The organism is Embleya sp. NPDC055664 (assembly GCF_053618075.1).
Genome location: NZ_JBSHGZ010000022.1, coordinates 18,865 through 45,010, shown reverse-complemented (window position 1 = coordinate 45,010; position 26,146 = coordinate 18,865). Strand labels below are relative to the sequence as shown.

Here is a 26,146-nt window from a genome sequence, read left to right as displayed (position 1 = left end):
CGCGGGTCGCCGACGACCACGGCATTGCCTTCATGCTCCACATGTCAACCCATCCGGACCCGGCCGCCCGGGTCCGCCGGACAAGGACACGACAGATGAAGTTCCGCCCCCTCTCGATCGAGGGCGCCTGGGAGATCAACTTCCGGCAACACGGGGACCCTCGCGGCATGTTCATGGAGTGGTACCGCTTCGATCTGCTGTCCGAGGAGGTGGGACACCCCCTCCGGCTCGCGCAGGCCAACATGTCGGTGTCGGCGCGCGACGTGGTGCGCGGGATCCACTTCGCGGACGTGCCCCCGGGGCAGGCGAAGTACGTGACCTGCGTGCGCGGCGCGGTCCTGGACGTGGTGGTCGACCTGCGCGTGGGCTCGCCGACGTTCGGCACCTGGGAGGGCGTCCGGCTGGACGACACCGAGCGGCAGGCGGTGTACATCTCCGAGGGCCTGGGACACGGCTTCTGCGCGTTGACCGACGACGCGACGCTCAGCTACCTGTGCTCGGAGACCTACGCGCCCACGCGTGAGCACGCTGTGCACCCGCTCGACCCGGACCTGGCCATCGCCTGGCCGACGGTGGGCGCCGCGCAATTGTCCGAGCGGGATCTGGCCGCGCCCACGCTGGCCGAGGCACTGCGCGACGGGTTGCTGCCCGACTACGAGCAATGCCGCCGATTCACCGAGTCGTTGGGCGAGGTTTCCCCGTAGTCGCCCTCCCGGTGGGAGCGCGCAGAGGTGGGCGTCGGGGCCCCGTCTAAACGTCTGGTGGGTGTCGTCGCGCGGCGATAGTGTCTGCGCGACGACGACCCGATGCCGCGGGGGGGTACCCGGCCCGGATTCGTCGTTCCATCGTTGGTGATCCGACTCGACCACACCACGCGCGGAACTCGTGTCCCCGCCGGAAGTACCCGCGTGGAGATGTCGGATCACCCTCCTCGGGAGGACCTTTTTTGAAGATCCGCACGCTCCGCGGTTCCATGGCACTGCTGTCGGCGAGCGCGCTCGCCGGCGGCATGCTGGTGGCGCTGGTACCGACGTCCGCCCAGGCCGCGCTCAGCGGTGGGGACGGCGTCATCGCCGGCACCACGACATCCACGAATCACCTCGAGGCCCGTCGGGTCGACGGCACCTCGGTCGATCTCGGGCTCGGTGACGGCCTGTTCCCGTCATACTCGCCCGACGGCAGTCACGTGACGTTCGTCCGAGGCGACCGGCTCCAGGTCGCCCGGGTCGGTGGGGCCCACCCGATCGAACTCACCGGGGCCTCCGTCCAGCAGGTCGTGATGCCTCGGTTCTCGCCCGACGGGCGCTACATCCACTTCACCGCGTCCCTCAACGGCTCCGCGCCCAAGGCGTATCGGGTGCTCTCGGACGGCAACGGCACCCCGGTGCCGGCGTTCGAGGGGCAGGCCTCCTGCGACCGCTACGTGTCGGCGAACTCGCAGTGGATGTACGTCTTCCAGCGCGGGTGCGGCACGGACACCTCGGTCTGGTCGTACAACGCGACGAACGGCGCGACCGCCAAGATCGCCGACGACGCGGGCGCCCCCGACATCTCACCCGACGGCAAGACGGTCGTCTTCGTCCGCGTCGTGGCCAACACGGGCCGGTTGTACAGCGTCGACACGACCGGTGGTCAGCCCAAGCAGCTCAGCGCCGACACCGACGCCTCCGTCTCGCTGCCCAGCTTCTCCCCGTCGGGTACCAGGATCGCCTACGGCAAGGGCAGCGACACCTGGGTGATGGACAAGAACGGCGACAACGCGAAGCGGGTCGCCGCGAACTTCTGGCAGGCCTCGTGGCAGCCCCTGCGCAAGGAGGGCGTCTATCGGGTCTGGGGCGACACCGCCCACGACACCGCGATCGCCAACTCGAAGTTCAAGTGGGCCTCGGTCGGCGACACCTCCTCGGGGCTGCGGCAGGCCGACTCGGCGGTCATCAGCCGGACGGACTACTTCTACGACGGCCTGTCCGGCGCTGCCCTCGCGGGCGCCAAGAACGGTCCGCTGCTGCTCGGCAGTTGGGGCGGACCGGGCAGTCTGTACGAGGAGCTGACGCGCACCCTGCGTCCCGGCTCCAACGTCTACATCCTCGGCGGGATCAACGCGCTGAGCACCAACTACGAGGACGATCTGCGGCAGTGGGGCTTCACGCCCAAGCGGCTTGCCGGTGCCACCATGTACGACACCGGGATCGCGATCGCCCGCGAGACCAACCCGGCCCCGAAGAACGTGTTCGTGGTCACCGGTGAGGACTACTACGACGGCCTCTCGGCGGGTGCCGCGGCCGGCGGCACCAAGGACAGCGTGGTCGTCTACAGCGCGGGCGACAACATGCCCGCCGTGACCGAGTCCTACCTGAACGCGATCAACCCCGCCACCACGAACGTGATCACCGTCGGCGGGCCGGCCGACCGCGCGCTGCTGTCGGCGAACCTGCCGTCCTGGCCGGACGGCGCGGAGTACTACGCGGTCGCCGGGAACACCGCGGCCGACACCGCGGCCAAGCTCGGCCGGTTCTGGTTCGCCGCCCCGCGCACCGTGGGTCTGGCCACCACCATGACCTGGCAGGACGCCCTCACCGGCGGCGCGATGATGGCCGGGCTCGGCCCCATCCTGCTCACCGACGAGGACAGCCTGGCTCCGGCCAGCTCCTGGTACCTCTACGACAACGGCGCCTCGCTCTCCTCCGTGGTCCTGGTCGGCGGCGAGTCGGCGCTCAACGCGCCGATCGTGGACCAGGCCGGCAACCAGATCGGGCTCCCCGGTCAGTACACCTACGTACCGATGTACAACGGCGTCGAGCCGCCCGCGGGCAAGGCGCTGCGCGCCGCGCCGGCGGACAAGCCCGGCAGCCCGGCCGTGAACGGCCCGGCGAGCGGCACCGGTCCGCAGGCCGGTTCGGACGTCGAGCGGCACACCAAGCGCTGACCGCACGACACCACGGCAACACCGCGACACACCGAGGGCCCTCGGCGGGACACGACATGTCCCGTCGGGGGCCCTCGGCCCGTCCCGGCGGCGGTGAGGCACGGGCGAAACGCCCCCGAAGCGGTCCATCCGGTTAGGGTCTCGACATGAAGTGGCTTGTCACCGGCGGTGCCGGATACATCGGAACGCATGTCGTACGCGGGCTCGTCGCGGCCGGGGACGAGGTCGTCGTGGTCGACGACCTCTCCTCCGGGGTCCGCGAGCTGGTGCCGGACACGATCCCGGTGGTGATCGGCTCCGTGCTGGACCGGGCGCTGCTCGACGAGCTGTTCGGCGCGCACATCTTCGACGGCGTGGTGCACATCGCGGGCAAGAAGCGGGTGCCCGAGTCGGTCGCGCGTCCCCTCTACTACTACGAGGAGAACGTGGAGGGTCTGCGCACGCTGCTCGCGGCGATGGTCGCGGCCGAGGTGCCCCGGATCGTGTTCTCCTCCAGCGCCGCCGTGTACGGCATGCCCGACGTGGACCTGGTCGACGAGGACACCCCGTGTCTGCCGATCAACCCGTACGGCGAGAGCAAGCTGGTCGGCGAGTGGCTGATCGCGGCCACCGCGCGGGCGCACGGGATCTCCTACGCCTGCCTGCGCTACTTCAACGTCGCGGGCGCCGGCGCGCCGGAGCTCGCGGACGCGGGTGTGTCCAACCTCGTGCCGATGGTGCTGGAGAAGTTGACGGCCGGCCGCGCACCGGTGATCTACGGGGACGACTACGACACCCCCGACGGCACCTGTGTGCGCGACTTCATCCACGTGGTGGACCTGGCCGAGGCGCACGTGGCCGCCGCCCGCCGGCTCGCCGCCGACCCGGACACCCGCCTGGTGCTCAACGTCGGCCGCGGTCGGGGCACCTCGGTCCGCGAGATGGTCGAACTCATCCGCGAGGTCACCGGTTTGCGCGAGTTCGCGCCCCAGACGCTGCCCCGGCGCGCCGGCGACCCGGCCCGGGTGGTCGCGAGCGCCGAGCGGATCGCGGCCGAACTGGGCTGGAAGGCTCGCCTGGACGTCTCCGACATGGTGGAGAGCGCGTGGACCGGGTGGCGGGCGCGGCGCGGGTGACGGGCGCGGGACGCGCCACGTGGTGAACGCCGGGCCGGCCGAACGTGTGCCGCGCATCCTGTGCTCCCGAATCACCCCGAGTGCTTTCGTGTGCTCCGAACGCCTCGATGCGACGCCGGCCGGCGAGTCGGCGTCGCGGGGAGTGCGTGGGGTGAAGTGCGCCGGGATGAATCGGACTTGGGGCTTTTGTCCTGTGGGCCGAATCACTCCGGCTCCGGGTGCAGACGGGTGCGCCGATGGGTAACGGCGCGATTCCGGGCCCGAGACGCGCGATGCGCCTGTGACGAACGGGACTTCGGTGATCATTCCCGGGTGATCCATATGAGGCTCGATCAAGGTTCCTTGTCACCCGATCCGGCCGAATCCACCACGGAACGCCAACTACGGTCCTTTCCGTAAGGGATCATCTACATTGCGCTCAACCGCAAAACGGATAATCGGCTTCTATCCGACACAGACTTGTGATCTTCGGCGGGGCCTGCTTAGCGTTCGATCCGTCCGTATCCCACACGGACCCCGATCGCCGGTACGCCGAATCCTGTCGCCGGCCGTTCGGGAGGCTGACGAGCACCACACGACAGGAGCGGGGGAACCACAGGTGAACCGCCGCACACGGCACCGATCGAGACGGTCGGCGGCCGTGAACGGCTTGGGGTGAAGCCACGTTCTTCGGGACGTGGCCGGGCTATCGATCTCCGGCCCGAATCCGACAGCTCACCTCGTAGGCGTGGGAGAGGATCCAGCCATGCTGTCCGGAACCGGGCGTCATCGCCGTCGCAGCACCAGCAGGACCACGCGTCTGATCGCCGCGGCCGGCGTCGCCGGTGTCGGCGTCGCCATGCCGATCATCGGGGCGGGCACGGCTCAGGCCGCGTCCGTGAGCACCTGGGACAAGGTCGCCCAGTGCGAGAGCACGGGCAACTGGAAGATCAACACCGGTAATGGCTTCTACGGCGGCCTCCAGTTCACCCAGAGCACCTGGAACGAGTTCGGCGGCTCGCAGTACGCCGCCCGCGCCGACCAGGCGACCAAGAGCCAGCAGATCGCGATCGCCGAGAAGGTGCTCAAGAGCCAGGGCCCCGGCGCCTGGCCGGTCTGCTCGGTCAAGGCGGGCCTGACCCGCGGCGGTGCCGCTCCGGACCTCGACACGGGCTCGGCGGGCGGCAAGACCGCGCCGAAGACGGCCCCGAAGACGGAGAGCGCCAAGCCGGCGCCGAAGACCGAGACCGCCAAGCCGAAGATCGAGGTCAAGAGCGAGGCGCCGAAGACCGAGGCGCCCAAGGACGAGACTCCCAAGACCGAGGCGCCCAAGGCCGCGACGACCGCCAAGACGGACGCGGCCGGCGACTCCTACGTCGTGGTCGCCGGCGACACGCTGTCGCAGATCGCGAACGCCCGGAACGTGCCCGGCGGTTGGCCGAAGCTGTACGAGGCCAACAAGAGCGTGGTCGGCGAGAACCCGGACCTGATCTTCCCGGGCCAGCAGCTGAAGGTCGACGGCAAGGCCGCGCCGGCCGCCGAGACCAAGACCGAAACCAAGGACGAGCCCAAGGCCGAGGCGCCGAAGGCGGAGACGCCCAAGGCCGAGGCCAAGACCGAGGTCAAGCCGGCCGCCGCGCCGAAGACCACGGTCAAGACCGAGAGCACCAAGGCCGACTCCCCGGCCAAGGGCTCCGAGCAGGCCTCCGGTTCGTATGTCGCCCCGGTCTCCGGCGCCACCTTGACCGCGAGCTTCGGCTCGGGCGGGTCGCGCTGGTCCAGCGGCCACCACACCGGCCAGGACTTCGCCGTCTCGACCGGCACCACGGTGCGCGCGGTCACCTCCGGCACGGTCGTCTCGGCCGGCTGGGGCGGCGCGTACGGCAACGAGGTCGTGATCCGGCACGCGGACGGCAAGTACACCCAGTACGCGCACCTGTCCTCGATCTCGGTCAAGGCCGGGATGAAGGTGCAGACCGGCCAGAAGATCGCGCTCTCCGGCGCGACCGGCAACGTCACCGGCCCGCACCTGCACTTCGAGGTCCGCACCACGCCGAACTACGGCTCCGCGGTCAACCCGATGACGTGGCTGCGCAGCCACGGCGTGAACGTCTGATCCACCACACTCCCGCGCCGAACGGCGGGCGTCCCCTTCGGGGGGCGCCCGCCGTTCGCGTGTGCGGGCCGCGCGGGCGCGGGGCGGGCGGCGGCGGGGGCAGGGGGACGCGCGGGGCGGGTGGATGGCAGTCCCGGGGCGTAGGACGACTCCGGCGCCGAGGTTCGGGTGCCGGGGGTTCAGGCGCGGGGGTTGGGGTGCCGGGGGTTCAGGGCAGGCGGGCCGTGTGAAGGGTGGCGGTCGGGTCGAGCCACAGGGCGAGCGGTCGGCCCGCGCCGTCGAGGGTGGTGGTCGGGCCGTTCGGGGTCGGGCGGTCGTCGAGCACGAGCGGCGTGGGGGTCGCGCCGAGCACCACCGGGCGGCCCTCGGCGTCCCGGGTCGAGGTGAGCAGCGTGCCGTCGGGGCGGGGCAGTTGCCACAGCGGCTCGTAGCCGGCCCCGGCCGTGCGCGTGGCCGTGGGCACCCACGTGTCGGGACCGGCCTCGGTCGTGCCCGCGATCTCCGCCGTCCCGGCCCGCCGGTAGCCGACCGTGACCCGGCCGTCGGCGCCCACCGACGCGGCGGGCGGCCCGACCGGGTGATCCGCCGCGATCGTGCGCGGCGGGCCGGGCCGGTCGCCGACCACGTCCCAGGCGCGGATGCCCTCGCGGGCCGTGCCGAACACGGTGACCCGGCCGTCGGGGCGGGTGACCGCGGTCGGGCCCTCGACGATCTCGGCGCCGCCGAGGTCGCGCCACGGCGACCACACCGTGCTCCCGGCGGGCAGGTACCGCGTGCCGATGCCCTTGGCCCGATCGCGCGCGAACAGGTGCAGCCCGCCCGCGCCGTCGGCTTGCACCACCGGTGGGCCCAGGCCCGTCGCGCCGCCGTCCGGGCCACCCAGGTCCTGCCAAGGGCCCAGGTCGCCGCCGGGCGCCGACTCGATCGCGGTGACGATCGCGAGCCGGTCCCGATCGGCCCGGTCCGCGCCGCCGATCCGCAGCGCGAACACCCGGATCCGCCCGTCCGCCGTGCGCACCACCGCCGGGGCCGGGGCGAGTTCGCCGTCGCCGGGGGCGCCGAGGTCGCGCGCGGCGGACCAGACGCCCGTGCCGTCCTCGGCCCAGCGGGTGATCCGGCCGCCGAGCACCGACCAGGCGCTCGATCGGCCGTCCGCGCCGAGCACGGGCCTGGGGCCCGGGTCGGGGAAGCGGTAGGTGGTGCTCTGCGGCCAGTTGCTGCGGGACGCGGTGTCGCGCACCTTGAGGTCGCCGCAGTCCGCCCGGCCCGGGCAGTGGTGCTCGCGGTCGGTCCAGCCGTAGACCCGGGTGATCATGTCCTTGCGCTCGCGGGCGGCCGGCTCCAGGTTGTGCGGCCAACGCTCGTTGTAGTAGCCGCGATACGCGATCGCCGCGGCGGCCCCGGCGGGCCGGTCGGTGTTGTAGCGGCGCAGCGCCTCCCAGGTGAACCGCGCGGCGGCGGTGTGGTCCTGATGGTCGGAGACGCCGTGGTTGTCGGCGTGCGCCGGGTGCTTGTCGTCGTGCTTTTGGCGATCGGGGTCCGGGTCGAGCGTGCGCACCACGGTCGGCGCCTGGGCCCGCATCAGGTCGGTCAGGGACCCGATCAGCCCGTCGCGGGTGTACGCGTACGGTCCGCCCGCCGGCTCGTCGAGCGGGGCCAGCGTGTCGAGTTCGCGCTCCTGTCCGTTCCACAGGGTGCGCAGCCGCCCGTTCGCGCCGATGCCCTCCTCCTTGCGGGTGTTGAGGAACACCAGCTTGATGTTGGGCGCGTCGACGAGGCGGTCGAATTCGGCGTGCGCGCCGTCGCGCAGGCGGATGCTGTGGCGTTCCCAGCGCGCCGCGCGGTCCCCGAGCGCCATGAACGCGTAGGCGGCGCGCGAGCCGTTGTTGCGCGCCGCCGCGTACGCCCGCACATCCGGACGGCTCCCGGGGCCGTTGCGGCCGTCGGCCTCCCCCGCGGTGAGGAAGACGGTCACGTTGTCCGTGCCGGCGCGCACCGCGTGGTCGATGTCGGGGTTCATGAAGTACAGGTCGTCGTCCTGGTGGGCCACCACCTGCATCACCGCACCGCCGACACCGGGCGCCGGGGCCAACGCCTCGATCCCGATCGGCAGGGTCGGCGCGTACCGGGTCGGCGATCCGTAGGGGCCGGTCAGCTGTACCACCGCGGCGGTGAACGCGGCGGCCAGCACGGCGGCCACGGCGGTGAACCTGCCGGTGCCGGGGATCATCGCCATCTCGGCCGGGCCTTTCTGCCGTCGGGGCCCGTCCCGCGCAGCTCGGCGGATCGGGTCGCGTCGTCTGCCCCAGGGCGGACCGGCCCCATCATCGCCGCTCGCCCGTCCCCGGCCGCACCCGGCTCGACCGCGCGGCGCGGCGAGCCCCGCCCGTCAGCGCGCGCGGGTGTCGCCCGCGGTCGCCTCGCGCGGCCGGTCGGCGGCGGGCAGTCGCGGCTGCGTCCGGGCGCCGGCCGCGCTCCCCGCCTTGCCCGCGCCCGTCGAACTCGCGTTCCCGGTCGTGGTCTTGCCCGGGTCGGCGGCCGGGCTGCCCGCGCCCGAGTCGTTGTTCGCCGAGCCGGGGCTGCGGTCGGGCAGCGACTTGGCACCCTCGGGGGTGACCCGGGTCGCGCCGATGTAGTCGGGCTTGTCTATCGGGCCGAACTTGATCACCGTGCCGGTGTACGGCGCGTGGATCATCTGGCCGTTGCCGACGTACATCCCCACGTGGTGGATGCTGCGCGGGTCGCGCAGGTCGGTGGCGAAGAACACCAGGTCGCCCGGCAGGAGTTGGTCGCGCGAGGGGTGCCGGCCGGCGTTCCACTGGTCGTTGGCCACCCGGGGCAGCGTGATGCCCACCGTCTCGTAGGCGGCCTGGGTCAGCCCCGAGCAGTCGAACCGGCCGCCGTCGGCGGCGGTGCCCTCGCCGCCCCACAGGTAGGGCGTGCCGAGCTTGGTCTGCGCCCAGTTGACCGCGCCGGCGGCGAGCGCCATCGGCTGCAGCGGCGTCTGGACCACGCCGAAACTCTGTTCCAGGGCCCGGATGTTCTTCACGTAGTCCTGGGTCTGCGTGTACGGCGGGATGCCCTTGTACTGCATCACCCGGTACGCGCCCGCGTTGTACGCGGCGAGCATGTTGTTGGTGCGATCCCCCGGCACGGAGGCGACGTACTTGGCGAGCGAGCAGTCGTAGCGCGCGGCGGCCGGGATGGCGTCGGCCGGATCCCACGGGCTCGCCTGGCCGTCACCGTTGCCGTCGGTGGCCCACTCCGGCCAGGTGGTGGGCATGAACTGGGCGATGCCCTGGGCCCCGACGTTGCTGACCGCCTTCGGGTCGAAGCCGCTCTCCTGGTACAGCTGCGCGGCGAGCAGCGCCGGCGAGATCTCCGGGCACAACCGCCCCCACTTGTCTATCGAGGACGCGTACGCGGCCGGCACCGTGCCGGGGGCGAGCGCCATCGTGCCACCGGCGCCGGTCTGGCTGCCGGAGGCGGACTGCATCGCGCCGACCCCCACCGTGAGCAGGCCGACCAGACCGAAGGGAATCGCGAATACGATGCCACCGGCGACCCAGGCTTTGCGCATCGCGGATACCCCCCGATTCTCCGCGGCCGGGCGGGGCCGCGACGGACACTCCGAAGCTCATTGTGCGCGCCGTGATTGCTCTGCGCAATCACCCGTGATACACACAGTGAGCAGACACACTTGCCGAGGTGGTAGCCCGATCGGCTTCCCCACAGCACAATAAACGAACGACCCACTCCTGCCGTCGAATGTGACGACAGGCAACCAAAGCCCGACCTCGGGGGCGGTGAAAAACGTGTTTCTTGCAGAAGGCAAAGGCAACGGCGGCAACGGCGACATCAATACGATCATCGGCGGGATAGCTCCGAACTGGGGCCCGTTCGCAAGGCTGGGCGGCGAGGCCCGGATCATGGTCGAGGTGATCATGGCCGTGGCGCTGCTGCTGTGCCTGGCGATCGCGATCTGGGGCGCGGCGAAGCAGCGCATAGGAGCGACCGCGATGCGCGACACGTTCAGCGCGGAGCAGGGCAAGGGCCTCATCATCGCCGGTCTGACCGGCGTGTTCATCATCGGATCGCTCGGGACGCTGTTCACGATTGTGTACGGAATGGCGATCTAGACCGGTTCGCACCCTGCCGTCCCCAAGGTGGCGAATCCCGTGGTGTTTCATCCCGGGCGCGGCGCACTTCGGCGCGTCGTGCGCCCCGAAAACGGAATGCCCCATTCCGCATTCGGGGCACAGCAGCAATTCCGGTTCCTTTCCCGGACAATCGAGCCTGTGTTCACGCAACAGCGCGGTGCCACCGGTATGACCGCCCATCTGGGAAGATCGTTCCGGCTGCAACCGAACCCCGCGGCGCTCGGCCGTCGGGGACTGTGTTGTGCGCGCAGGTCGTCCGCAACGTCCGGCCTGCCGCGGTAAGGGGGGACAGGCCATGAGCGACGAGGAACCCGCCACGCGTACCCGCCTGCCCAGACCCACCACCTCACCGGAGGGTCCGGAGCCCAGGCGCAACCCCATACTGTCCGGGATCGGCGTCGTGGTGGTGATCGCCGTGGTCATCCTGTCCCTGCTCTTCGCCGCGAATCGCTCCGACGACGGCGACAAGGGCGGCGCGGACGACACCGCGAAAAGTTCCTCCGCCGCGCCCGAAGCCCCGGCGGGCGGACCGCCGTTGTCCGCCGCGCAGGTGCCGGAACGCACCGAGTCGGGTGTGCCCGTCGGCTATCCGCAGACCGCCGAGGGCGCCCAGTCCGCCGCGGCCAACTTCGTTGTCGCTTACGGTTCGGCGCGGATGTTCCGCGCCCAGCCGCGCACGGCGATCATCACCACCATCACCGATCCGGCCGTGCGCGACGGCCTGCTTGCCCGGACCGACCAGGTGTTCCGGGCGCAGACCACCGTGTTCGGCCTCCAGCCCGACGGCACCGCGCCCAAGGGGCGCACGTTCGTCTGCCGGGCCGTGCCGATGGGTACCAAGTCCATTGCCTACACCCCCGCTTCGGCCACCGTCGAGGTGTGGAGTGTGGGCGTGGTGGGGTTGGCGGGGGCCGACTCCACGAAGCCCGTGGCCGAGGCGTGGAACACCACGACCATGCGCCTGTCGTGGGTGAACGGGGACTGGAAACTGACCGAGTTCAGCCAGAAGGAGGGTCCGACGCCGGTGGCCGGACTGCAGGATCCGTCCGGCGCCAACGACATCGCCAAGGCCGACGGGGAGTTCGGGGAATTGCGCCATGCACGCTGACCGGGAACGCCGCAGCCTTCGCACCCGATTCCTGACCGCAGGCGGGGTGTTCGCCACCCTCCAGGCCCTCCTCGTGCTCGGCGCCACCCGCGTGTGGGCCGACCCCACACCCGGCGCCACCGCCTCTCCCGGCGCCTCTCCCGGCGCCTCCACGAGCCCCAGCGCGCCGGCGAGCAAGCCGGAGTGCGACCTGCTCACCGGCCCCGCCAAGGACATCTGCAACAACGGCGGCCCGGGCGCGCCGGGTTCGGGCCCGCTCGGCACGGTCACCGACCCGCTCGGCTCGATCGCCAAGGGCTGCGCCGACGCGGCCACCTGGATCATCGACAAGCTGGCCGGGGCGGTCAACGACACCACCCAGGTCGACTTCACCAACCCGGGCTTCCTGCGCCAGTACGCGGTGGTGTTCGCCGCGTCCACCTTCCTGACCCTGATCCTGTGGATCCTGGCGGTGGCCAAGCGCGCCGTGCGCGGCGTCCCGATAGGCACCGCGATCAGCGAGGCGATCGGCTACCTGTGGCTGGCGGTGATCGCCTCCGCGTTCACCCCGCTGGTGCTGTACCTGGCCGTCTCGATGACCGACGCGATCACCGCGGCCATCGCAACCGGCACCCAACAGGACACCAACAAGTTCCTCGGCGGCTTCTCCAAGGCCCTCGATCCGGCGAGCGATCTCGGCGGCGGCCCGGTCATGCTGATCTTCGTGTCGCTGCTGTCGATGGCGGCGGCGGCCGTGTTGTGGGTCGAACTCCTGGTCCGCGCCGCGATGTTGTACGTCGGCGCGATCCTGGGCACCGCGGTGTACTCGGGCCTGGTGGACAAGGCGATGTGGCACCACGTGCGGCGCTGGGCCGGGATCATGATCGCGGTGCTGCTGGCCAAGCCGGTGATCGTGATAGTCCTCGGCCTGGCCACCGCGGTCTCCACGGGCGGCAAGGACGACGCGTTCTCCGCGGTGCTCTCGGGCCTGGCGATCCTGTTCCTCTCCATTTTCGCAAGTGTGCTCATCTACCGGTTCGTGCCCAGCATCGGCGACGACATGGCCGCGCTGCACAGCAGTCGCAAGGCGATGCAGTCGTCCGGACCGGCCTCGGCGGTCAACGGACCGGCCACGTACGTGAAGCAGGGCATCCAGGCACACGCCTCGCGCGGATCGACCGGTTCCGGCGCAGGCTCTGCCCCGGTGACCGCGAACGCCGTATCGTCGGGCATTGCGGCCCATGGCACCAGGGGCGGGGGATCGGGCGGCGCTCCGGCTCCGACGCCGACCCAACCGCCCACGGCCAGTCCCGCGGCAACGCCTCACGCGAGGAACGGTAAAGAGTAATGACAACGCAACCGGTCGCCCGACGCCGGACCTTCCTGATCGGCAAGGCCAAACCCACCGCGGTCATCGGCAAGAACCGCGAGCCCGGCGAGATCTTCCTGATCATCGCGGCCGGCGGCCTCGCGCTGCTCTGGGGCCTGGTGGTGCCGATCCTGGTGCTGCGCATCGCGGGTCTGGTCGGCTTCCCGTTGCTCGCCTTCGCCGCGGTGTACATGCCGTACAAGAAGCGCACGTTCTACCGATGGTGGGAGATCAACCGGACGTACAAGCGCACCCTCAAGCGGGGCGCGAAGTATCGTTCGGCGGTCACCGAGGCGGGCACCAAGCTGACGGGTCAGGGCGTCGCGGTGGGCGCACCGCCCGGGGTCGGCCGGGTGGCCTGGGCGAGTGTGCCGTTCGGTCCCGACGATCTGACCGTGCTGATGCACCTGGAGCGGCGTACCGTCACCGCCGCGATCGAGATCGAGGGCCCGGGCGTGGGGCTGCGCGACTCGGAGGACCAGGAGGCGCTGGTCGAGCGGTTCGGCACGCTGCTCAAGCACGTGGCCAACGGCGACGGCTTCGTCACCCGCCTCCAGGTGCTGGCCCGCACGCTGCCGGCCGACCCCGACGCGCACGCCAAGGACGTGGCCCGGCGCGGCGATCACCGGGCGCCGGCGTGGGTGCAGGACTCGTACGAGCAGTTGCAGTCGATGGTGTCCACCTCCTCCGAGCAGCACCGCGCCTACCTGATCGCGTGCATGCACTACACGCGCGAGCTGGCCGCCGAGGCGAACGTGATGGGCAAGGGCGACAAGGGCATCGGCGTGGTGATGGCGCGCGAACTCACCGACGTGTGCGCCCGGTTGACCGAGGCCGACATCCGGGTGCGGCAGCCGCTGAACGAGGCCAGGCTGGCCTCGCTGATCCACTCGATGTACGACCCCGAGCACCAGATCGACGCGTTCGAGGGCATGCAGGCGCGCTACGCGTGGCCCGCCGAGTTGGACGCGACGCATCCGAACTACCTGGAGGCCAAGACCCGCGAGTCGGACTCGGCCGAACCGTGGTGCCACGCCACGGCTTGGATCAAGGAATGGCCGCTGACCCCGGTCGGGGTCAACTTCCTCGCCCCGCTGCTGGTGCACACCCCCGATGTGATCCGTACGGTCGCGGTGACGATGGACCTGGAGCCGACCGACGTCGCGATCGAGCGCATGCTCACCGAGAAGACCAACGACGACGCCGACGCGGCGCGCGCGGCCAAGATGAACCGGGTGGTCGACCCGCGCGACATGGCCCACACGGGCCGGGTCGACCAGCGCGGCGAGGACCTGGCGGGGGGCGCGGCGGGGGTGAACATCGTCGGCTACATCACGGTGTCCTCGCGCAATCCGGACCAGCTCTCCCGGGACAAGCGCACGATCCGGGCCTCGGCGGGCAAGTGTTTCCTCAAGCTGGAGTGGTGCGACCGCGAGCAACACCGCGCGTTCGTCAACACGCTGCCGTTCGCGACGGGTATCCGCAAGTGAGCGCGGGCGGTTCGGCCGCGGCGAGTGCGGGCGGTTCGGCCGCCCGGGACGGGAAGGGGTGAGCGCATGCCGGGTCTGATCTCCACGTTGACCCAGGGCTTCTCGGGCATGATCTTCGGCCGGGGCGAGACCCAGCGCCTGCCGGTGCGCACGTCCACCGGCCAGGCCCAGGCGATCTACCTGCCGACCGCCGCGCCCGGGCTCGGCGACTCGGGCGTGATCATCGGGCGCGAGGTGTACTCGGGCAAGGGCTACATCTACGACCCGTTCCAGCTGTACGGCCAGCAACTGCCCGCACCGCACTGGTTGGTGCTCGGCGAGTCGGGCAACGGCAAGTCGGCCCTGGAGAAGACGTACGTACTGCGCCAGTTGCGCTTTCGCGACCGCCAGGTGGTGGTCCTGGACGCCCAGGGCGAGGACGGCGTCGGCGAGTGGAACCTGATCGCCGAGGCGCTGGGGGTCAAGCCGATCCGGCTCGACCCGAACGACCTCTCCGGCGACGCGGTGCGGCTGAACCCGCTGGACCCGGCGATCGCGGTGACCGGCCAGCTGGCCCTGCTGCGCACGATCATCGAGGTGGCGATGGGCCACGCGCTCCAGGAGCGGGCGGGCTACGCGCTCAAGGCCGCGCACACGCACGTGATGCGCACCGTGTCGGGACGCCAGCCGATTCTCCCGGACATCGTCGAGGCGCTGCGCAATCCGACGCCGGAGTCGTGCGAGTTGCTCAGCCTGGACGTCAAGGACGTCCGCGTCTGGGGCCTCGACGTGGCACTCGTGCTCGACCGCCTCACCGACGGCGACCTCAAGGGCATGTTCGAGGGCCCGACCACGGACGGCATCGACCTCGACTCGCCACTGATCATCTTCGACCTGTCGCACATCGACCGGAACTCGATCGCGATGCCGATCCTGATGGCGATCGTGGGGGTGTGGCTGGAGCACACCTGGATCCGGCCGGACCGGGTCAAGCGCATCTTCCTGGTGGAAGAGGCCTGGCACATCATCAACAGCCCGTTCGTGGCCCAACTCTTCCAGCGCCTGCTCAAGTTCGGCCGACGACTGGGCCTGTCCTTCGTGGCGGTCGTGCACCACCTCTCCGACGTGGTCGACGGGGCGGCGGCCAAGGAGGCGTCGGCGATCCTGAAGATGGCCTCGACCCGCACCGTCTACATGCAGAAGGCGGACGAGGCGCGCGCCACGGGCAAGGTGCTCGGCCTGCCCAGATGGGCGGTGGAGATCATCCCGACGCTGACCCCGGGCATCGCGGTCTGGGACGTGAACGGCAACGTACAGGTGGTCAAGCACCTGATCACCGACACCGAACGCCCGATGGTCTACACGGACCGGGCGATGACCGAGGACGCGGTGGAGGAACGAGTGCGGGCCGAGGCGGCGTTGGCCGACGATCCGGCGGCGTAGATGGCGGGGTCGGGACGGCTGCCGGTGCCGCGCGAGCCCACCCCGGGGCGGGTACCGTCGCGGGGCGTACCGGACGGCCTGCTCCTCGCGGGGCTGCTGCTGCTCGTGGCCGGCACCACGGTGATATGGCTGTCCACGGGGCTGGCCGCGCTCGGATCCGGCAAGGACTGGCCGGACCGGGTCACGTACCACGGCTCGGCGCTGGCGGTACACCCGCTCTTCACCCACCCGGACGACCTCGCCCAAGCCTGGCCGGACACCCCACCGGGCCAACTCCCCTCCCCCACCGCATTCTGGGTGGCATTCGGCCTGCTGTGGCTGCTCCTGCTGACCGCGGCGGCGTGGGTATTGCGGTGGTGGCTACGCCGATTGCAACGGCGAGCAGAGGCACCGGCAGCCGCAAGGACGGAGAGGGCGGCGGATCCAACCCCCACGCAGCCCGCCAACACCCCACCAGAATCCCCGAATTCCCCCACCCCAAAGCGGAATCACCAGCTCCCGAACGGGGAATGATGCACCCGCGCGCCCCACACGGGAAGCGCCCTTATTCGTGGCCGGGCCTGGTCGCCGCGTGGCCGTAGGGTCACCCGACGATCGGCCCGACCCACCATGCTCGCGGCCACATGGCCCCGTCGACGACTCCGGCGAGCCGCCCCCTCGGCCCCCGCCGGTTGGCCTCAAACGCCGGCCGGGCTGAGGGGTAGGTCCCGTTCACGTTTCGACGTGCGCCCGTCTTCGCCCACGTCGGTTGGCCTCAAACGCCGGCCGGGCTGAAGGGCTAGATCCTGTCGGCGCGCGCCCGTTCTCACCTGCGCCGGTTGGCCTCAAACGCCGGCCGCGCTGAAGGGTGGGTTTCGTCCGCGTTTCGGTGTGCGCCCGTTCTCGCCTGCGTCGATTGGCCTCAAACGCCGGCCGGGCTGGAGTTGGTCCCGTCCACGTTTGGCTTGTGCCCGGCCTCGCTCACACCGGCCGGGCCGAGGCTCGCGGCCGATCTCGCTTACTCCGGGTGGCTTCAAACGCCGTTGGGCTGGGCTTGGTGCCGTTCGTGTTTCGGGGCCGGCGCTTAAGGCCACCCGACGGGAGCGAGGACGAACGCACGCCGAAACGCGGAGGCACCCCATCCCAGCCCGGCCGGCGTTTGAGGCCACCCCACGGGAACAAAAACGGGCGCACGCCCAAGCGCGGACGGGACCCAACCCTCCAGCCCGGCCGGCGCTTGAGGCCAACCGACGCAGGCGAGAACGGGCGCACCCCAAAACGCGGACGGCACCTAGCCCTTCAGCCCGGCCGGCGCTTGAGGCCAACCCACCCCTCAGCCCGGCCGGCGTTTGAGGCCAACCGACGCAGGCGAAGACAGGCGCACGCCGAAACGCGGACGGCACCTACGCTCCAGCCCGGCCGGCGCTTGAGGCCAACCGACGGGGCCCGCCCAAGGGCCCGGCGAAGACCCCTCAGGGCCATGCGGCCACGAGCATGTCAGTCCGTCCATGTCATGCATTCCTCGCACCGATACGCCCGTGGGCCGGACTTGTACTCGACCTTGTCGGACTTTCGGTAGTACTTGCACGCCCGGTTCTTGCACACCACCGGATGCCCGTCGACCGCGTCCAAGGGCAACGGCGCCGTCTCATATGTGCAAGGCGTCGGGGGCAACTTCTTGTAGTAACCCCCCGTCGCCGGCAGCGCCGTCGGGTCGAACGGGGCGTACGCGGCCCCGTCGGACACACCCTCGGATACGGCCATCCACACGCCTCCCGTGACTCCCCGCGCCTCAACGTGTCCTGGGGACGCTAGCCGAGAAACCGCCCCGGTACGGGGCCTTCGGGAGGGTTCACCCCGAAGGGTTCACGCCCGCTCGGGCCGGATCCAGTCCAACAGCCGCGCCGCGTGCGCCCGCACCGGACACGGCGAGGGCACCCCGCACACACAGGTCCCCTCCCCCGTGGGCCGATGCCGCCCCAGGGTCCGGGCAACCACCAGCCGGTAGTCCAGCAGCGCGTCCTCGGCCGACCGCGCACCACGAGGCCGCGGCGCGCGCAACACCCGCGGTGCCGGTCGCGGCAACCCCGCCGGCAGCGGGCGGTCCAGCCGCTCGATGTCCGTACGCTGCCTCGGAATACGCACTCGCATCTGCCCAGGTCCTCTTCTCGTCCGCCGGCCCGCCGCAGGCGAACCGCATCACTCCGTGTCGAGCCGCCCGCCGGCGTCCGGCTGGGATTCCTCGACCCGCGCCAGCATCCCGCGCAACCCCGCGGCCAGCGCGTGCCGCTCGGCCGGGCCCAGGTCCTGGAGCAGACCCGCCTCGAAGACCGCGGCCTCGCGGACCACCCGCAGCCACACGTCGCGCCCCGTACCGGTCAGCTCGACGATCACCCGCACCCGGTTCTGCTCGTCGCGGGTCCGGGTGACCAACTCCTCGGCGACCATCCGGTCCAGCCGGTGGGTCATCGCCGCGGGGGTCAGCCCGAGCCGACGGGCCAGGTCGCCGGGGCTGAGCCGGTAGGGCCGGCCGACCAGGACCAGGGCCTTGAGCACCTCCCACTCGGCGTTGGTGATGCCGAGGGCGGTGAGCTGGCGACCGTAGGCCACGCTCATCCGGCGGTTGAGTTTGGACAGTGCCGCCACGATCGTCTCGACCTGCGGATCCACCTCGGGGAATTCGCGCTGGAAGACGGCGAGGTATTCCTCGATGTCGCCTTCGTCCGGCGTTGCCTGCTCGGCCCCCTCTGTCATGCGGGGAAGTATCCCACCTCCGCACCCCCGGTCCGTCGCGCGCGGACCCGGTCGGCGGTAGGCGCTCGGGTCCACGCGGTCGGCGCTCGGCGGAGGTTGCCGGCGCCGGGCAGTCCCCGGTAATGCATTGGACGCGAACGCTATAGATCCGTATAGTTTAGCTCTGAAGTCTTCAGGCTTGAGGACTCGGACCATCGGATCAGGCACGGCGGCACCGCCGGCGCGGGCCCGGGACACCCCCGGCTGCCCCCGGCGCGCCCGCCTCGACGCGGACCAGGCGATCCCCCTCGCCGGACACGGGCATGCCCCCGTGCCGGCACGGGCCGGATCGGTTGCCCCGTCACGCCCCCGTACCGCCGAGACCCGCCTGCGGGCCGATCCCCGCGGGCCGGAACGGCCGGGCCGCGCGACCGACAGTCGGGAGGTGTGTGGTGGCAACCCGGGGCGCTCTGCGTCGAATCCAGCTCGGTAACGCGCTCAGCGCGTTCGGCAGCGGCTTCACGGTGCCGTTCCTGTTCGTATACGTGACGCGGGTGCGAGACCTGTCCGCCGGTCAGGCCGGACTGATGTTCAGCGTGCTCGCCGTCGCCGCGCTGTGCGTGCTCCCGATGGTCGGTCCGGCGATCGACCGGCGCGGTCCGCGTCCGGTGCTCGCGGTCGGCGCGATGGTCGCCGCGCTCGGCTCGCTCACCCTTGGCCTGGCGCGCACCGGCGTGTTCGTCATGCTCGGCGCCGCGCTGCTCGGTGCGGGTATCGCCGCGATCCAGCCCGCCCTGGCCACGATGATCGTGCGGCTGACGACGGCGCCGACCCGCGCCCGGGCGTTCGCGCTGCAGTTCACCTTCAACAACCTGGGCCTGGGCATCGGCGGGTTGATCGGCGGCCTGATCGTCGACGAGTCGCGGCCCGCCAGCTTCACCCTGCTGTTCGCCATCGAGACCGCGATGTTCCTGGTCCTCGGCGCGGTGTGCGGCACGGTCCGGCTGCCCGCGGTCCCGCCGATGCCGGCCGGCACCACGCCGGGCGCGGGCTTTCGGCATCTGCTGCGCAACCGGGCGATGGTTCGGCTGTGCGTGGTGAGCGCGGTGATCTTCTTCACCTGCTATGGCCAGTTCGAGTCGGGCCTGACCGCCTTCGCGACGGAGGTCAGCCGGATCTCGCCGCGCATGCTGGGCGTGGCGCTCGCGGCCAACACCGCGGTGATCGTGCTCGGCCAGCTGACCGTACTGCGCATCACCCAGCGCCGCCGCCGCAGCACGGTGATCGCGGCGACCGGCCTGGTCTGGCTGCTCGCGTGGATCGTGACGGCGGTGTCGGGCCTGGTACACGACAATTCGGTCGCCGCCGCGAGCACGATCGTGGTCACCTTCGCACTGCTGGGTGTGGGCGAGTCGCTGCTGGCGCCGACCCTCGGCCCGATGGTCGCCGACCTGGCCCCGGCGCACCTGCTGGGCCAGTACAACGCGGCCCAGTCGCTGGTGAAGCAACTGGCCATGGCGGCGGGCCCGGCCTTCGCGGGCGTGATGGTCGGCGCGGGCCTGTACGCCCCGTACCTGGGCGTGTTGATGGCCTGCTCGATCCTGATCACGGTCCTGGCGCTGCGCATGCGCCACAGCCTCAACCCGACCCAGAACGGCACGGTGGTCGCGGAGTCGACAATCACCCGTCAGTCGGCCACCCCGCAGGCGCTGACGGCGTAGCCGGGCCCGCCGCGCTCCCGTCCCCCGTCCCGGGATCGGGATCGCGGCGGCCCTCGCTCCGCCACCGTCCGGGCGGCGCGTAAACGGGTCGTCCGGTCCATCCGACGGGGCCGACGTGCGCGGCCTCGTCGGCCCGGTCGCCTGTCGGGGTGAGCCGTGTCCGGAGGCCGTTCGGCGTGAGGTGGCCCTCGCGTCGCAGGATCATCCGTACGTAGCCGGCGGAGAACCCGACGGTGCGGGCGATGGCGTCGACGGGTACGCCGTCGCGGTGAGCACGGGCGACCGCGAGCTGCTCGACCTTCTCGTGCAAAAGCGCATCCGCCACTGGTGGCAGGAGTTCGCGAACGACGTCAACGCGAACCTGGCCGAGGTGATCGCTCTGGAGGACGACGCCGAAGAGGAGTGGGAGTATCACCCGAACCTGATCCCGGGACTTCTCCAGACCAAGAACTACGCGAGTGCAATCATCACGACCGGCTTCAACGCCTATGGCGTCGATCAGGTGGAAGCGTTGGTCACCGTCCGGGAAATGCGACAGCGCCTCCTCCGCGACGAAGAACCACTGACGTACCACGCGATCACCACCGAGGCTGCCTTGCATTTCGACATCGGCGGGCCAAGCGTCATGCGGGAGCAGATGCATCACCTGATCGCGGAAATGGCCCTGCCGAACGTCACGTTCCAGATCTGCCCGTTCTCGGCCGGACGGATGGCGATCCAGGCAGCAGGCTTCACCATCCTGAAGTTCGAGGACACCGACGATCCCGACGCTGCTTGGATGGAGGGTGTCGGCGGTATGATTTCACTTGACTCGAAACGCGAACTCCGCTTGTGCAACAGGCTGTTCAGCAAGATCGCAGCAGCCGCGTTGACGCCGGACGAGACCGCCGCGCTACTACGGGAACGAGCAAAGAGTCTGTGATGGACAAGAACGAGCTATACGAAGCCGACTTGACGAATGCCGTCTGGATCAAGGCAAGCGCTTCCGACCAGAACGGCACCTGCGTCGAACTCGCGGGTGTGGCTGGAGGGGTCGCAATGCGTGACTCCAAGAACCCCGACCTCCCCGCGCTGCGCTACACGCGCGACGAGCTCGCGGCCTTCATCGCCGGTGCCAAGGCCGGGGAGTTCGATCACCTGATCTGAGAGCCGCGCGTCCGCGTCTCGATCACCCGACGAATCCAATGGGTGATCGAGACACCGAAGACGCATCGCCCGGCCGGTCCGCCCGGCTCCGTGCGGAACTTCGGGACTTCTGGCGGGGCTTGGTTTCGTCGGTCAGCCATGCCAGATACGCCGCCGATCCGGCGGTGATGGGCAGCTGAATTACCTCGGGCGTGTCGTACGTGTGCGCGCCCCAGGATGTAGTCCCGGATGTCCTCGAAGCGGTCGGCCGGCGCCTTGAACCACACTTGATATTCGGGGTCGTCCTGCACCCGCCCGTCCCACCGGTAGACGCTGCGGATCGGCCCGACGATCTGCGCACAAGCCGCCACCCGCGCCTCCACGCCGCCACGTGCGAGCGCTTCCGCCGCCTCGCTGCCGTCCGTCGTGGTGATCACGACCATGTAGTCCGTCACATGCCCCTCGCGGCGGCCCGCGAATGTCGCAACCGCGTCGGTGTCGGTCCTGCCATCAGAGTATGTCTCCGCATCGCGACCTGTCCGGGTGCCGGGCGGCGAGGACCGACGCCGTACGCCTGTGGCGGTGGGGTTCGGCTGTTCCCGGGACAGGCCCCCTCGGGCCCGAAGGGTTGATCCCCCTTGCCGGCGCGCCTAGCATGCGTGCACGTGGAACCTACCGACCGGTAGGAATGTTCGAACCGGCGTGGTCCGTCGCGGGACCGCAGGGGGAGTGGACACATGAGGGACCGGCACCTCGAACCCGAGCACATCGCGTTTCGGGAGAGCGTTCGGGAGTTTTTTCAGCGCGAAGTCGTGCCCTTCCACGATCAGTGGGAGAAGGACGGGATCGTCGACCGGTCGCTCTGGCTGAAGGCCGGCAAGCAGGGGCTGCTCGGGATCGATGTGGACGAGCGCTTCGGCGGCGGCGGGGTGGCCGATTTCCGCTACCTGGCCATCGCGTCCGAGGAACTGACCCGGGTGGGCGCCTCGGGGGTGGGCTTCGGGCTGCACAACGAGGTGGTCGCGCCGTACCTGATCGACCTCGCCACCGAGGAGCAGAAGCAGCGCTGGCTCCCGGGCTTTTGCTCGGGCGAGATCATCACCGCGATCGCGATGACCGAACCCGGCGCGGGCAGCGACCTCCAAGGGGTGCGCACCACCGCGATCCGCGACGGCGACCACTACATCCTCAACGGCGCCAAGACCTTCATCACCAACGGCATCCACGCCGACCTGGTGGTCGTGGTCGCCAAGACCGACCCCTCGGCCAAGGGCAGCAAGGGCATCAGTCTGATCGTGGTCGAACGGGGCATGCCCGGCTTCGAACGCGGGCGCAACCTCGACAAGATCGGGATGAAGGCGCAGGACACCGCCGAGTTGTTCTTCTCCGACGTCCGGGTCCCGGCGGCCAACCTGCTCGGCGAGGAGAACCGCGGCTTCTACCACCTGATGCACAACCTGCCCCAGGAGCGGTTGGGCATCGCGTGCAGCGCGGTGGCGGGCGCCGAACGGGTGTTCGCGCATACCCTCGAATACGTCAAGACCCGTACCGCGTTCGGCCGCACGATCGGCTCGTTCCAGAACACTCGGTTCGAACTCGCCGAGATGGACACCGAGTTGGATATCGCTCGGACCTATCTCGACGACTGCATCATGAAGCACATCGCCGGCGAACTGGACGCCGTGGCGGCCTCGAAGGCCAAGTGGTGGACCACCGCGCTGCAGAGCCGGGTGGTCGACCGCTGCCTCCAACTGCACGGCGGCTACGGCTACATGCTCGAATACCCGGTCGCCAAGGCGTTCGTCGACACCCGCGTGCAGTCGATCTACGGCGGGACCAACGAGATCATGAAGGAGATCATCGGTCGCTCGCTCGGCATCTGACCCGACGCGGCCGCCGGCCGAACCACCTCGCCCTTGCCCCCGACCAGCACCGAAGCGGAGAGTCCCACCATGCCGCAGAGTTCCCCGTCCGAGGCGCTGCGCCCCGAGGCGATCACGACCTGGCTCGCGGAGCGTACGGCCGTGCGACCGCCGCTCGACTTCGAGTTGGTGCTGGGCGGGCGGTCGAACCTGACCTACGTGGTCGCCGACGCCGACGCGCGCCGGTGGGTGTTGCGACGACCTCCGCTCGGGCATGTGCTGGCCACGGCCCACGACATGGGCCGCGAGTACCGGATCCTGGCCGCGCTCGGGGCGGGGCGCACCGATGTGCCGGTGCCGCCGGTGCTCGGGTACTGCGCGGACGACGCGGTCAACGGCGCGCCGTTCTTCGTGATGGACTTCGTCGACGGGCACGTGATCCGCAGCGTCGAGGACGCGAACCGGCTGCTCACCCCGCAGGCCCGCCGGCGGGCGGGGGAACAACTGGCGGACGTGCTGGCCGCGATCCACGTGGTGGACGTGGACGCGGTGGGCCTGGGCGAACTGGGCCGCCGCGAGGACTACATCGGCCGCCAACTGCGGCGCTGGCAGCGCCAGTGGGAGGCCACCCGGGTGCCCGGGATGGACACGATCGACGAGGTGCACCGGTCGCTCGCGGCGTCCGTACCGGAGCAGCAGGGCGCGACGATCGTGCACGGCGACTTCCGGCTGGACAACGTGATTCTGGGTCCCGACGGCACCGTGCGCGCGGTCCTGGACTGGGAGTTGTGCACGCTCGGCGACCCGCTCGCCGACGTCGGCACCACGCTCATGTACTGGGTCGAGGCGGGCGAGGACGGCACGCTGCTGCCGGCGGACGGCACCGCGAGCGAGGGGTTCGTCGACCGGGCCGCGTTCGCCGCGCGCTATGCGGCGGCCACCGGTCGGGACCTGAGCCACATCCGCTGGTACCAGGCGTTCGCGTGCTGGCGGCTGGCCTGCATCCTCGCCGGCGTGCTCGACCGCTACACGGCCGGCGCGATGGGCGACCAGGACACATCCGGCCGCTTCACCCCCGACGGCCTGCGGGCCCTGGCGGAGCGGGCGAAGGAGATCCTGGCCGCCGCCTGACCCGCCGGGGACCGGGCATTGGGCGCCTGAGCCCGCCGAACACCGAGCGCCGAGCGCCGAGCCTGCCGACGGCCGGGCCCGCCGGCCCTGTGGCCACCCGGCGCCCGAAGCGGTCGACGCCCGAGCCTGCCGGCGTCATGGTTGCCTGACGCCCGAGTCGGTCGGCCCCGGTTGCCCGAGCCGCGCCCCCGACGAAGCACGCTCGAACCGCTGACGCCCGAGCCTGCTGCCGGCGCCCGCACCACGCAACGCCCGCACCACCCCACGCCCGAGCCGCTCGATGCCTGGGCCTGCCGGCGTCAAGGCCACCCGCGCCCGCGCTCGCGCCGGCCCGCCCTCCCGCGCCGAAACGACGTCCGCCCGAGCCGCCCGGCGCCGTGGCCACCCGCGCCCGCGCCGGTTCGCGCTCTGCCCACCGCTTGCGCCGCGTCGACGTGTGGGTGTGTCCGCCCGGCGCGCCCCGCCGTCCGGGTGGCATTCCGGTGTGGAAGTGAGCACGCGACGTCCCGGTGGTATTGGGCCCTCCACATCCGGTTCCGGTGGACGAGGAGGGCCCATGACCGACGCTGAGCCGAAGGGCGTCGTGGTCGGCGTCGACGGATCGGAACCGTCCCGGCGGGCGCTGGACTGGGCGATGACCGAGGCCGAACTGCGCGAGTTGCCGCTCTACGTGGTGACCGCGCAGCCCGCGACGCCCGGCTACGTGGTGATCGCGCCCGGCCCGCACTACCAGGAGGACCTGGAACGGACGCTCACCGAACTGCGGACCCGGACCGAGGCCACGGTCGGCGAGGTGAACGGCGAGCGCGAACACACGTTTCGCGGCCACACGGTGGTCCAGGTCCACGCGGGTACGGCGACCGAGGTACTGCTCGGCATGTCCGAACGCCACGAACTGGTCGTGGTGGGCTCGCGCGGCTCCGGCGGATTCGCCCGCCTGCTGCTCGGCTCGGTCAGCACGGCGGTGGTACACCATGCCGCGTGCCCGGTCCTCGTGGTGCGCGGCTGAGGCTCTGTACGGTCGGTGGTGGTGGCGACGGTTTGCGGCGGCGCCGGCGCCGGCGCCGAGTGACGGTCCGGTCCGGACCACGAGGCGCCCGGACTCCGAGGCTCCGCCTCAACTCAGGAACAACGTGTCCAACTCGTCCTGCGTGAACGGTTTCCCGGGCAGCGGCGAGGAATGTCCCGCGTGCAGCCCGTCGAGCAGGATCTCCAGATAACGACCGGCGATGGTCAACCGTTGTGGATGCGGCAGCCCCGACGGAGGCAACAGACACGACATCATCAGCGAGATGTCGGCGTCGGACACATCGGCCCGAAGCAGGCCGCCGGCCTTGGCCCGGTCGACCAACATGCCCACCGCGTCGTTGAGTTCGGCGCGCGAGGTGCTCATTTCCTCGGTGACCGGGACCCGCCCGCTGAGCGCGGGGAACAATCGGCCGGCACCCGAGCCGACCGCGCGACGTAAGTAGCGGGCCAGGGCGGACCACGCGTCGGGTTCCTCGTCCAGGGCGTTGACCGCCTCGGCCGTCAGCCGGTTGGTCTCGGCGATCATGATCCGCTGGACCAGTGCCTCCTTGCCGGTGAAGCGGCGGTAGATGGTGCCCACCCCCACGCCGGCGCGGCGGGCTATCTCCTCCATCGGAGCGTCGTAGCCCAACTCGCCGAACACCTCACGGGCGGCGCGCAGCACCTGCTCCAGATTGCGCCGGGCGTCGGTGCGCAGCTGTGGTGACGGCTCGGCCGGCCTGCTGCGCTGCGGCTTGCGTGCCGATGGAATCGTCGTTGTGTGCCGACCTCCGATGCCGTCGGCTCCGGTGTCCTGCATCTTGGTGGTCCGCGTGCGCGAAGCGCCGCTCATAGCGTCTCCCCCGGAAGGCAAGTGTGTCGATTCCCCCACCAGACCCCGCTTTGCCCAGGGCGTCGAGACT

At 71.0% G+C, this 26,146-nt stretch carries 23 protein-coding genes and 1 riboswitch; of the genes, 16 read left to right on the top strand and 7 right to left on the bottom strand.

All coding sequences use genetic code 11. From position 1 onward, the window contains the following. Positions 1–95 precede the first annotated feature (95 nt). The 4 genes from rfbC to ACWGR4_RS29560 all read left to right on the top strand — a co-directional run bounded on the left by rfbC (position 96) and on the right by ACWGR4_RS29560 (position 6,136). Complete coding sequence (gene rfbC, locus ACWGR4_RS29575) at positions 96–704, top strand: dTDP-4-dehydrorhamnose 3,5-epimerase (RefSeq protein ID WP_452133577.1); 609 nt, start codon at positions 96–98, stop codon at positions 702–704. A 269-nt stretch (positions 705–973) separates the two neighbouring features. Beyond that, a complete protein-coding gene (locus ACWGR4_RS29570; RefSeq protein WP_380008709.1) occupies positions 974–2,926 on the top strand; it encodes a cell wall-binding repeat-containing protein in 1,953 nt (650 codons plus the stop codon). 146 nt (positions 2,927–3,072) lie between these two features. Then, positions 3,073–4,041, top strand: coding sequence for a UDP-glucose 4-epimerase GalE (galE, locus tag ACWGR4_RS29565; RefSeq protein WP_380008706.1), 969 nt, complete (start codon positions 3,073–3,075; stop codon positions 4,039–4,041). A 558-nt stretch (positions 4,042–4,599) separates the two neighbouring features. Further along, positions 4,600–4,784, top strand: a riboswitch (cyclic di-AMP (ydaO/yuaA leader). A 2-nt stretch (positions 4,785–4,786) separates the two neighbouring features. Further along, positions 4,787–6,136 carry a transglycosylase family protein gene (locus ACWGR4_RS29560; protein WP_452133578.1) on the top strand — a complete coding sequence of 450 codons (1,350 nt, stop codon included), beginning with the start codon at positions 4,787–4,789 and terminating at the stop codon, positions 6,134–6,136. Between the two features lie 208 nt (positions 6,137–6,344). On the opposite strand, the gene ACWGR4_RS29555 is transcribed toward ACWGR4_RS29560, so the two are convergent. Both ACWGR4_RS29555 and ACWGR4_RS29550 read right to left on the bottom strand, forming a co-directional pair. Further along, entirely contained in the window at positions 6,345–8,372 is a 2,028-nt protein-coding gene (locus ACWGR4_RS29555) for a PIG-L family deacetylase (protein WP_452132827.1), read from the bottom strand. 153 nt (positions 8,373–8,525) lie between these two features. After that, positions 8,526–9,716, bottom strand: coding sequence for a C40 family peptidase (locus ACWGR4_RS29550; protein WP_380008697.1), 1,191 nt, complete (start codon positions 9,714–9,716; stop codon positions 8,526–8,528). Positions 9,717–9,951: 235 nt separating this feature from the next. Here ACWGR4_RS29550 and ACWGR4_RS29545 point away from each other — a divergent pair, with 235 nt between their 5' ends. From ACWGR4_RS29545 to ACWGR4_RS29520, 6 genes are all read left to right on the top strand, one after another. Then, the gene (locus tag ACWGR4_RS29545; protein ID WP_078979333.1) at positions 9,952–10,275 is read left to right on the top strand and encodes a hypothetical protein; all 324 of its coding nucleotides are present in this window, start codon (positions 9,952–9,954) and stop codon (positions 10,273–10,275) included. Between the two features lie 316 nt (positions 10,276–10,591). Continuing rightward, positions 10,592–11,404, top strand: a complete 813-nt coding sequence (locus tag ACWGR4_RS29540; RefSeq protein ID WP_452132828.1) for a hypothetical protein — start codon at positions 10,592–10,594, stop codon at positions 11,402–11,404. Then, the gene (locus ACWGR4_RS29535) at positions 11,394–12,731 is read left to right on the top strand and encodes a hypothetical protein (protein ID WP_452132829.1); all 1,338 of its coding nucleotides are present in this window, start codon (positions 11,394–11,396) and stop codon (positions 12,729–12,731) included. Before ACWGR4_RS29540 ends, ACWGR4_RS29535 begins: the two co-directional genes overlap by 11 nt. Beyond that, positions 12,731–14,242 carry an SCO6880 family protein gene (locus tag ACWGR4_RS29530; protein WP_452132830.1) on the top strand — a complete coding sequence of 504 codons (1,512 nt, stop codon included), beginning with the start codon at positions 12,731–12,733 and terminating at the stop codon, positions 14,240–14,242. Before ACWGR4_RS29535 ends, ACWGR4_RS29530 begins: the two co-directional genes overlap by 1 nt. Positions 14,243–14,308: 66 nt before the next feature. After that, positions 14,309–15,664, top strand: a complete 1,356-nt coding sequence (locus ACWGR4_RS29525) for an ATP-binding protein (protein ID WP_380008685.1) — start codon at positions 14,309–14,311, stop codon at positions 15,662–15,664. Next, positions 15,665–16,177, top strand: coding sequence for a hypothetical protein (locus tag ACWGR4_RS29520; RefSeq protein WP_452132831.1), 513 nt, complete (start codon positions 15,665–15,667; stop codon positions 16,175–16,177). A gap of 963 nt (positions 16,178–17,140) precedes the next feature. Here ACWGR4_RS29520 and ACWGR4_RS29515 read toward each other — a convergent pair. The 3 genes from ACWGR4_RS29515 to ACWGR4_RS29505 all read right to left on the bottom strand — a co-directional run bounded on the left by ACWGR4_RS29515 (position 17,141) and on the right by ACWGR4_RS29505 (position 18,397). Further along, entirely contained in the window at positions 17,141–17,407 is a 267-nt protein-coding gene (locus tag ACWGR4_RS29515) for a hypothetical protein (protein WP_380008679.1), read from the bottom strand. Between the two features lie 102 nt (positions 17,408–17,509). After that, entirely contained in the window at positions 17,510–17,794 is a 285-nt protein-coding gene (locus ACWGR4_RS29510) for a hypothetical protein (protein WP_126636505.1), read from the bottom strand. A 48-nt stretch (positions 17,795–17,842) separates the two neighbouring features. Continuing rightward, the gene (locus ACWGR4_RS29505; protein WP_078976038.1) at positions 17,843–18,397 is read right to left on the bottom strand and encodes a MarR family winged helix-turn-helix transcriptional regulator; all 555 of its coding nucleotides are present in this window, start codon (positions 18,395–18,397) and stop codon (positions 17,843–17,845) included. A 428-nt stretch (positions 18,398–18,825) separates the two neighbouring features. Here ACWGR4_RS29505 and ACWGR4_RS29500 point away from each other — a divergent pair, with 428 nt between their 5' ends. The 3 genes from ACWGR4_RS29500 to ACWGR4_RS29490 all read left to right on the top strand — a co-directional run bounded on the left by ACWGR4_RS29500 (position 18,826) and on the right by ACWGR4_RS29490 (position 21,243). After that, positions 18,826–20,097, top strand: a complete 1,272-nt coding sequence (locus ACWGR4_RS29500) for an MFS transporter (protein ID WP_452132832.1) — start codon at positions 18,826–18,828, stop codon at positions 20,095–20,097. 115 nt (positions 20,098–20,212) lie between these two features. Continuing rightward, positions 20,213–21,019, top strand: a complete 807-nt coding sequence (locus ACWGR4_RS29495; protein WP_452132833.1) for a DUF5753 domain-containing protein — start codon at positions 20,213–20,215, stop codon at positions 21,017–21,019. Next, positions 21,019–21,243 (top strand): DUF397 domain-containing protein, encoded by a 225-nt coding sequence (locus tag ACWGR4_RS29490; RefSeq protein WP_380008661.1) that lies wholly within the window; start codon positions 21,019–21,021, stop codon positions 21,241–21,243. The genes ACWGR4_RS29495 and ACWGR4_RS29490 overlap by 1 nt, the downstream gene beginning before the upstream one ends. Here the strand turns inward: ACWGR4_RS29490 and cutA are convergent. Further along, entirely contained in the window at positions 21,231–21,677 is a 447-nt protein-coding gene (gene cutA, locus ACWGR4_RS29485; RefSeq protein ID WP_452132834.1) for a divalent-cation tolerance protein CutA, read from the bottom strand. The two genes, ACWGR4_RS29490 and cutA, sit on opposite strands and share 13 nt — an antisense overlap. 282 nt (positions 21,678–21,959) lie before the next feature. Between cutA and ACWGR4_RS29480 the strand changes: the two genes are divergently transcribed. From ACWGR4_RS29480 to ACWGR4_RS29470, 3 genes are all read left to right on the top strand, one after another. Beyond that, positions 21,960–23,105 (top strand): acyl-CoA dehydrogenase family protein, encoded by a 1,146-nt coding sequence (locus ACWGR4_RS29480; RefSeq protein ID WP_452132835.1) that lies wholly within the window; start codon positions 21,960–21,962, stop codon positions 23,103–23,105. Positions 23,106–23,174: 69 nt separating this feature from the next. Continuing rightward, on the top strand, positions 23,175–24,215 hold the full coding sequence (locus ACWGR4_RS29475; RefSeq protein WP_452132836.1) for a phosphotransferase family protein: 1,041 nt from the start codon (positions 23,175–23,177) through the stop codon (positions 24,213–24,215). A gap of 556 nt (positions 24,216–24,771) precedes the next feature. Further along, entirely contained in the window at positions 24,772–25,224 is a 453-nt protein-coding gene (locus ACWGR4_RS29470) for a universal stress protein (protein WP_380008651.1), read from the top strand. Between the two features lie 108 nt (positions 25,225–25,332). On the opposite strand, the gene ACWGR4_RS29465 is transcribed toward ACWGR4_RS29470, so the two are convergent. Beyond that, the gene (locus ACWGR4_RS29465; RefSeq protein ID WP_235618601.1) at positions 25,333–26,076 is read right to left on the bottom strand and encodes a TetR/AcrR family transcriptional regulator; all 744 of its coding nucleotides are present in this window, start codon (positions 26,074–26,076) and stop codon (positions 25,333–25,335) included. Positions 26,077–26,146: the final 70 nt, after the last annotated feature.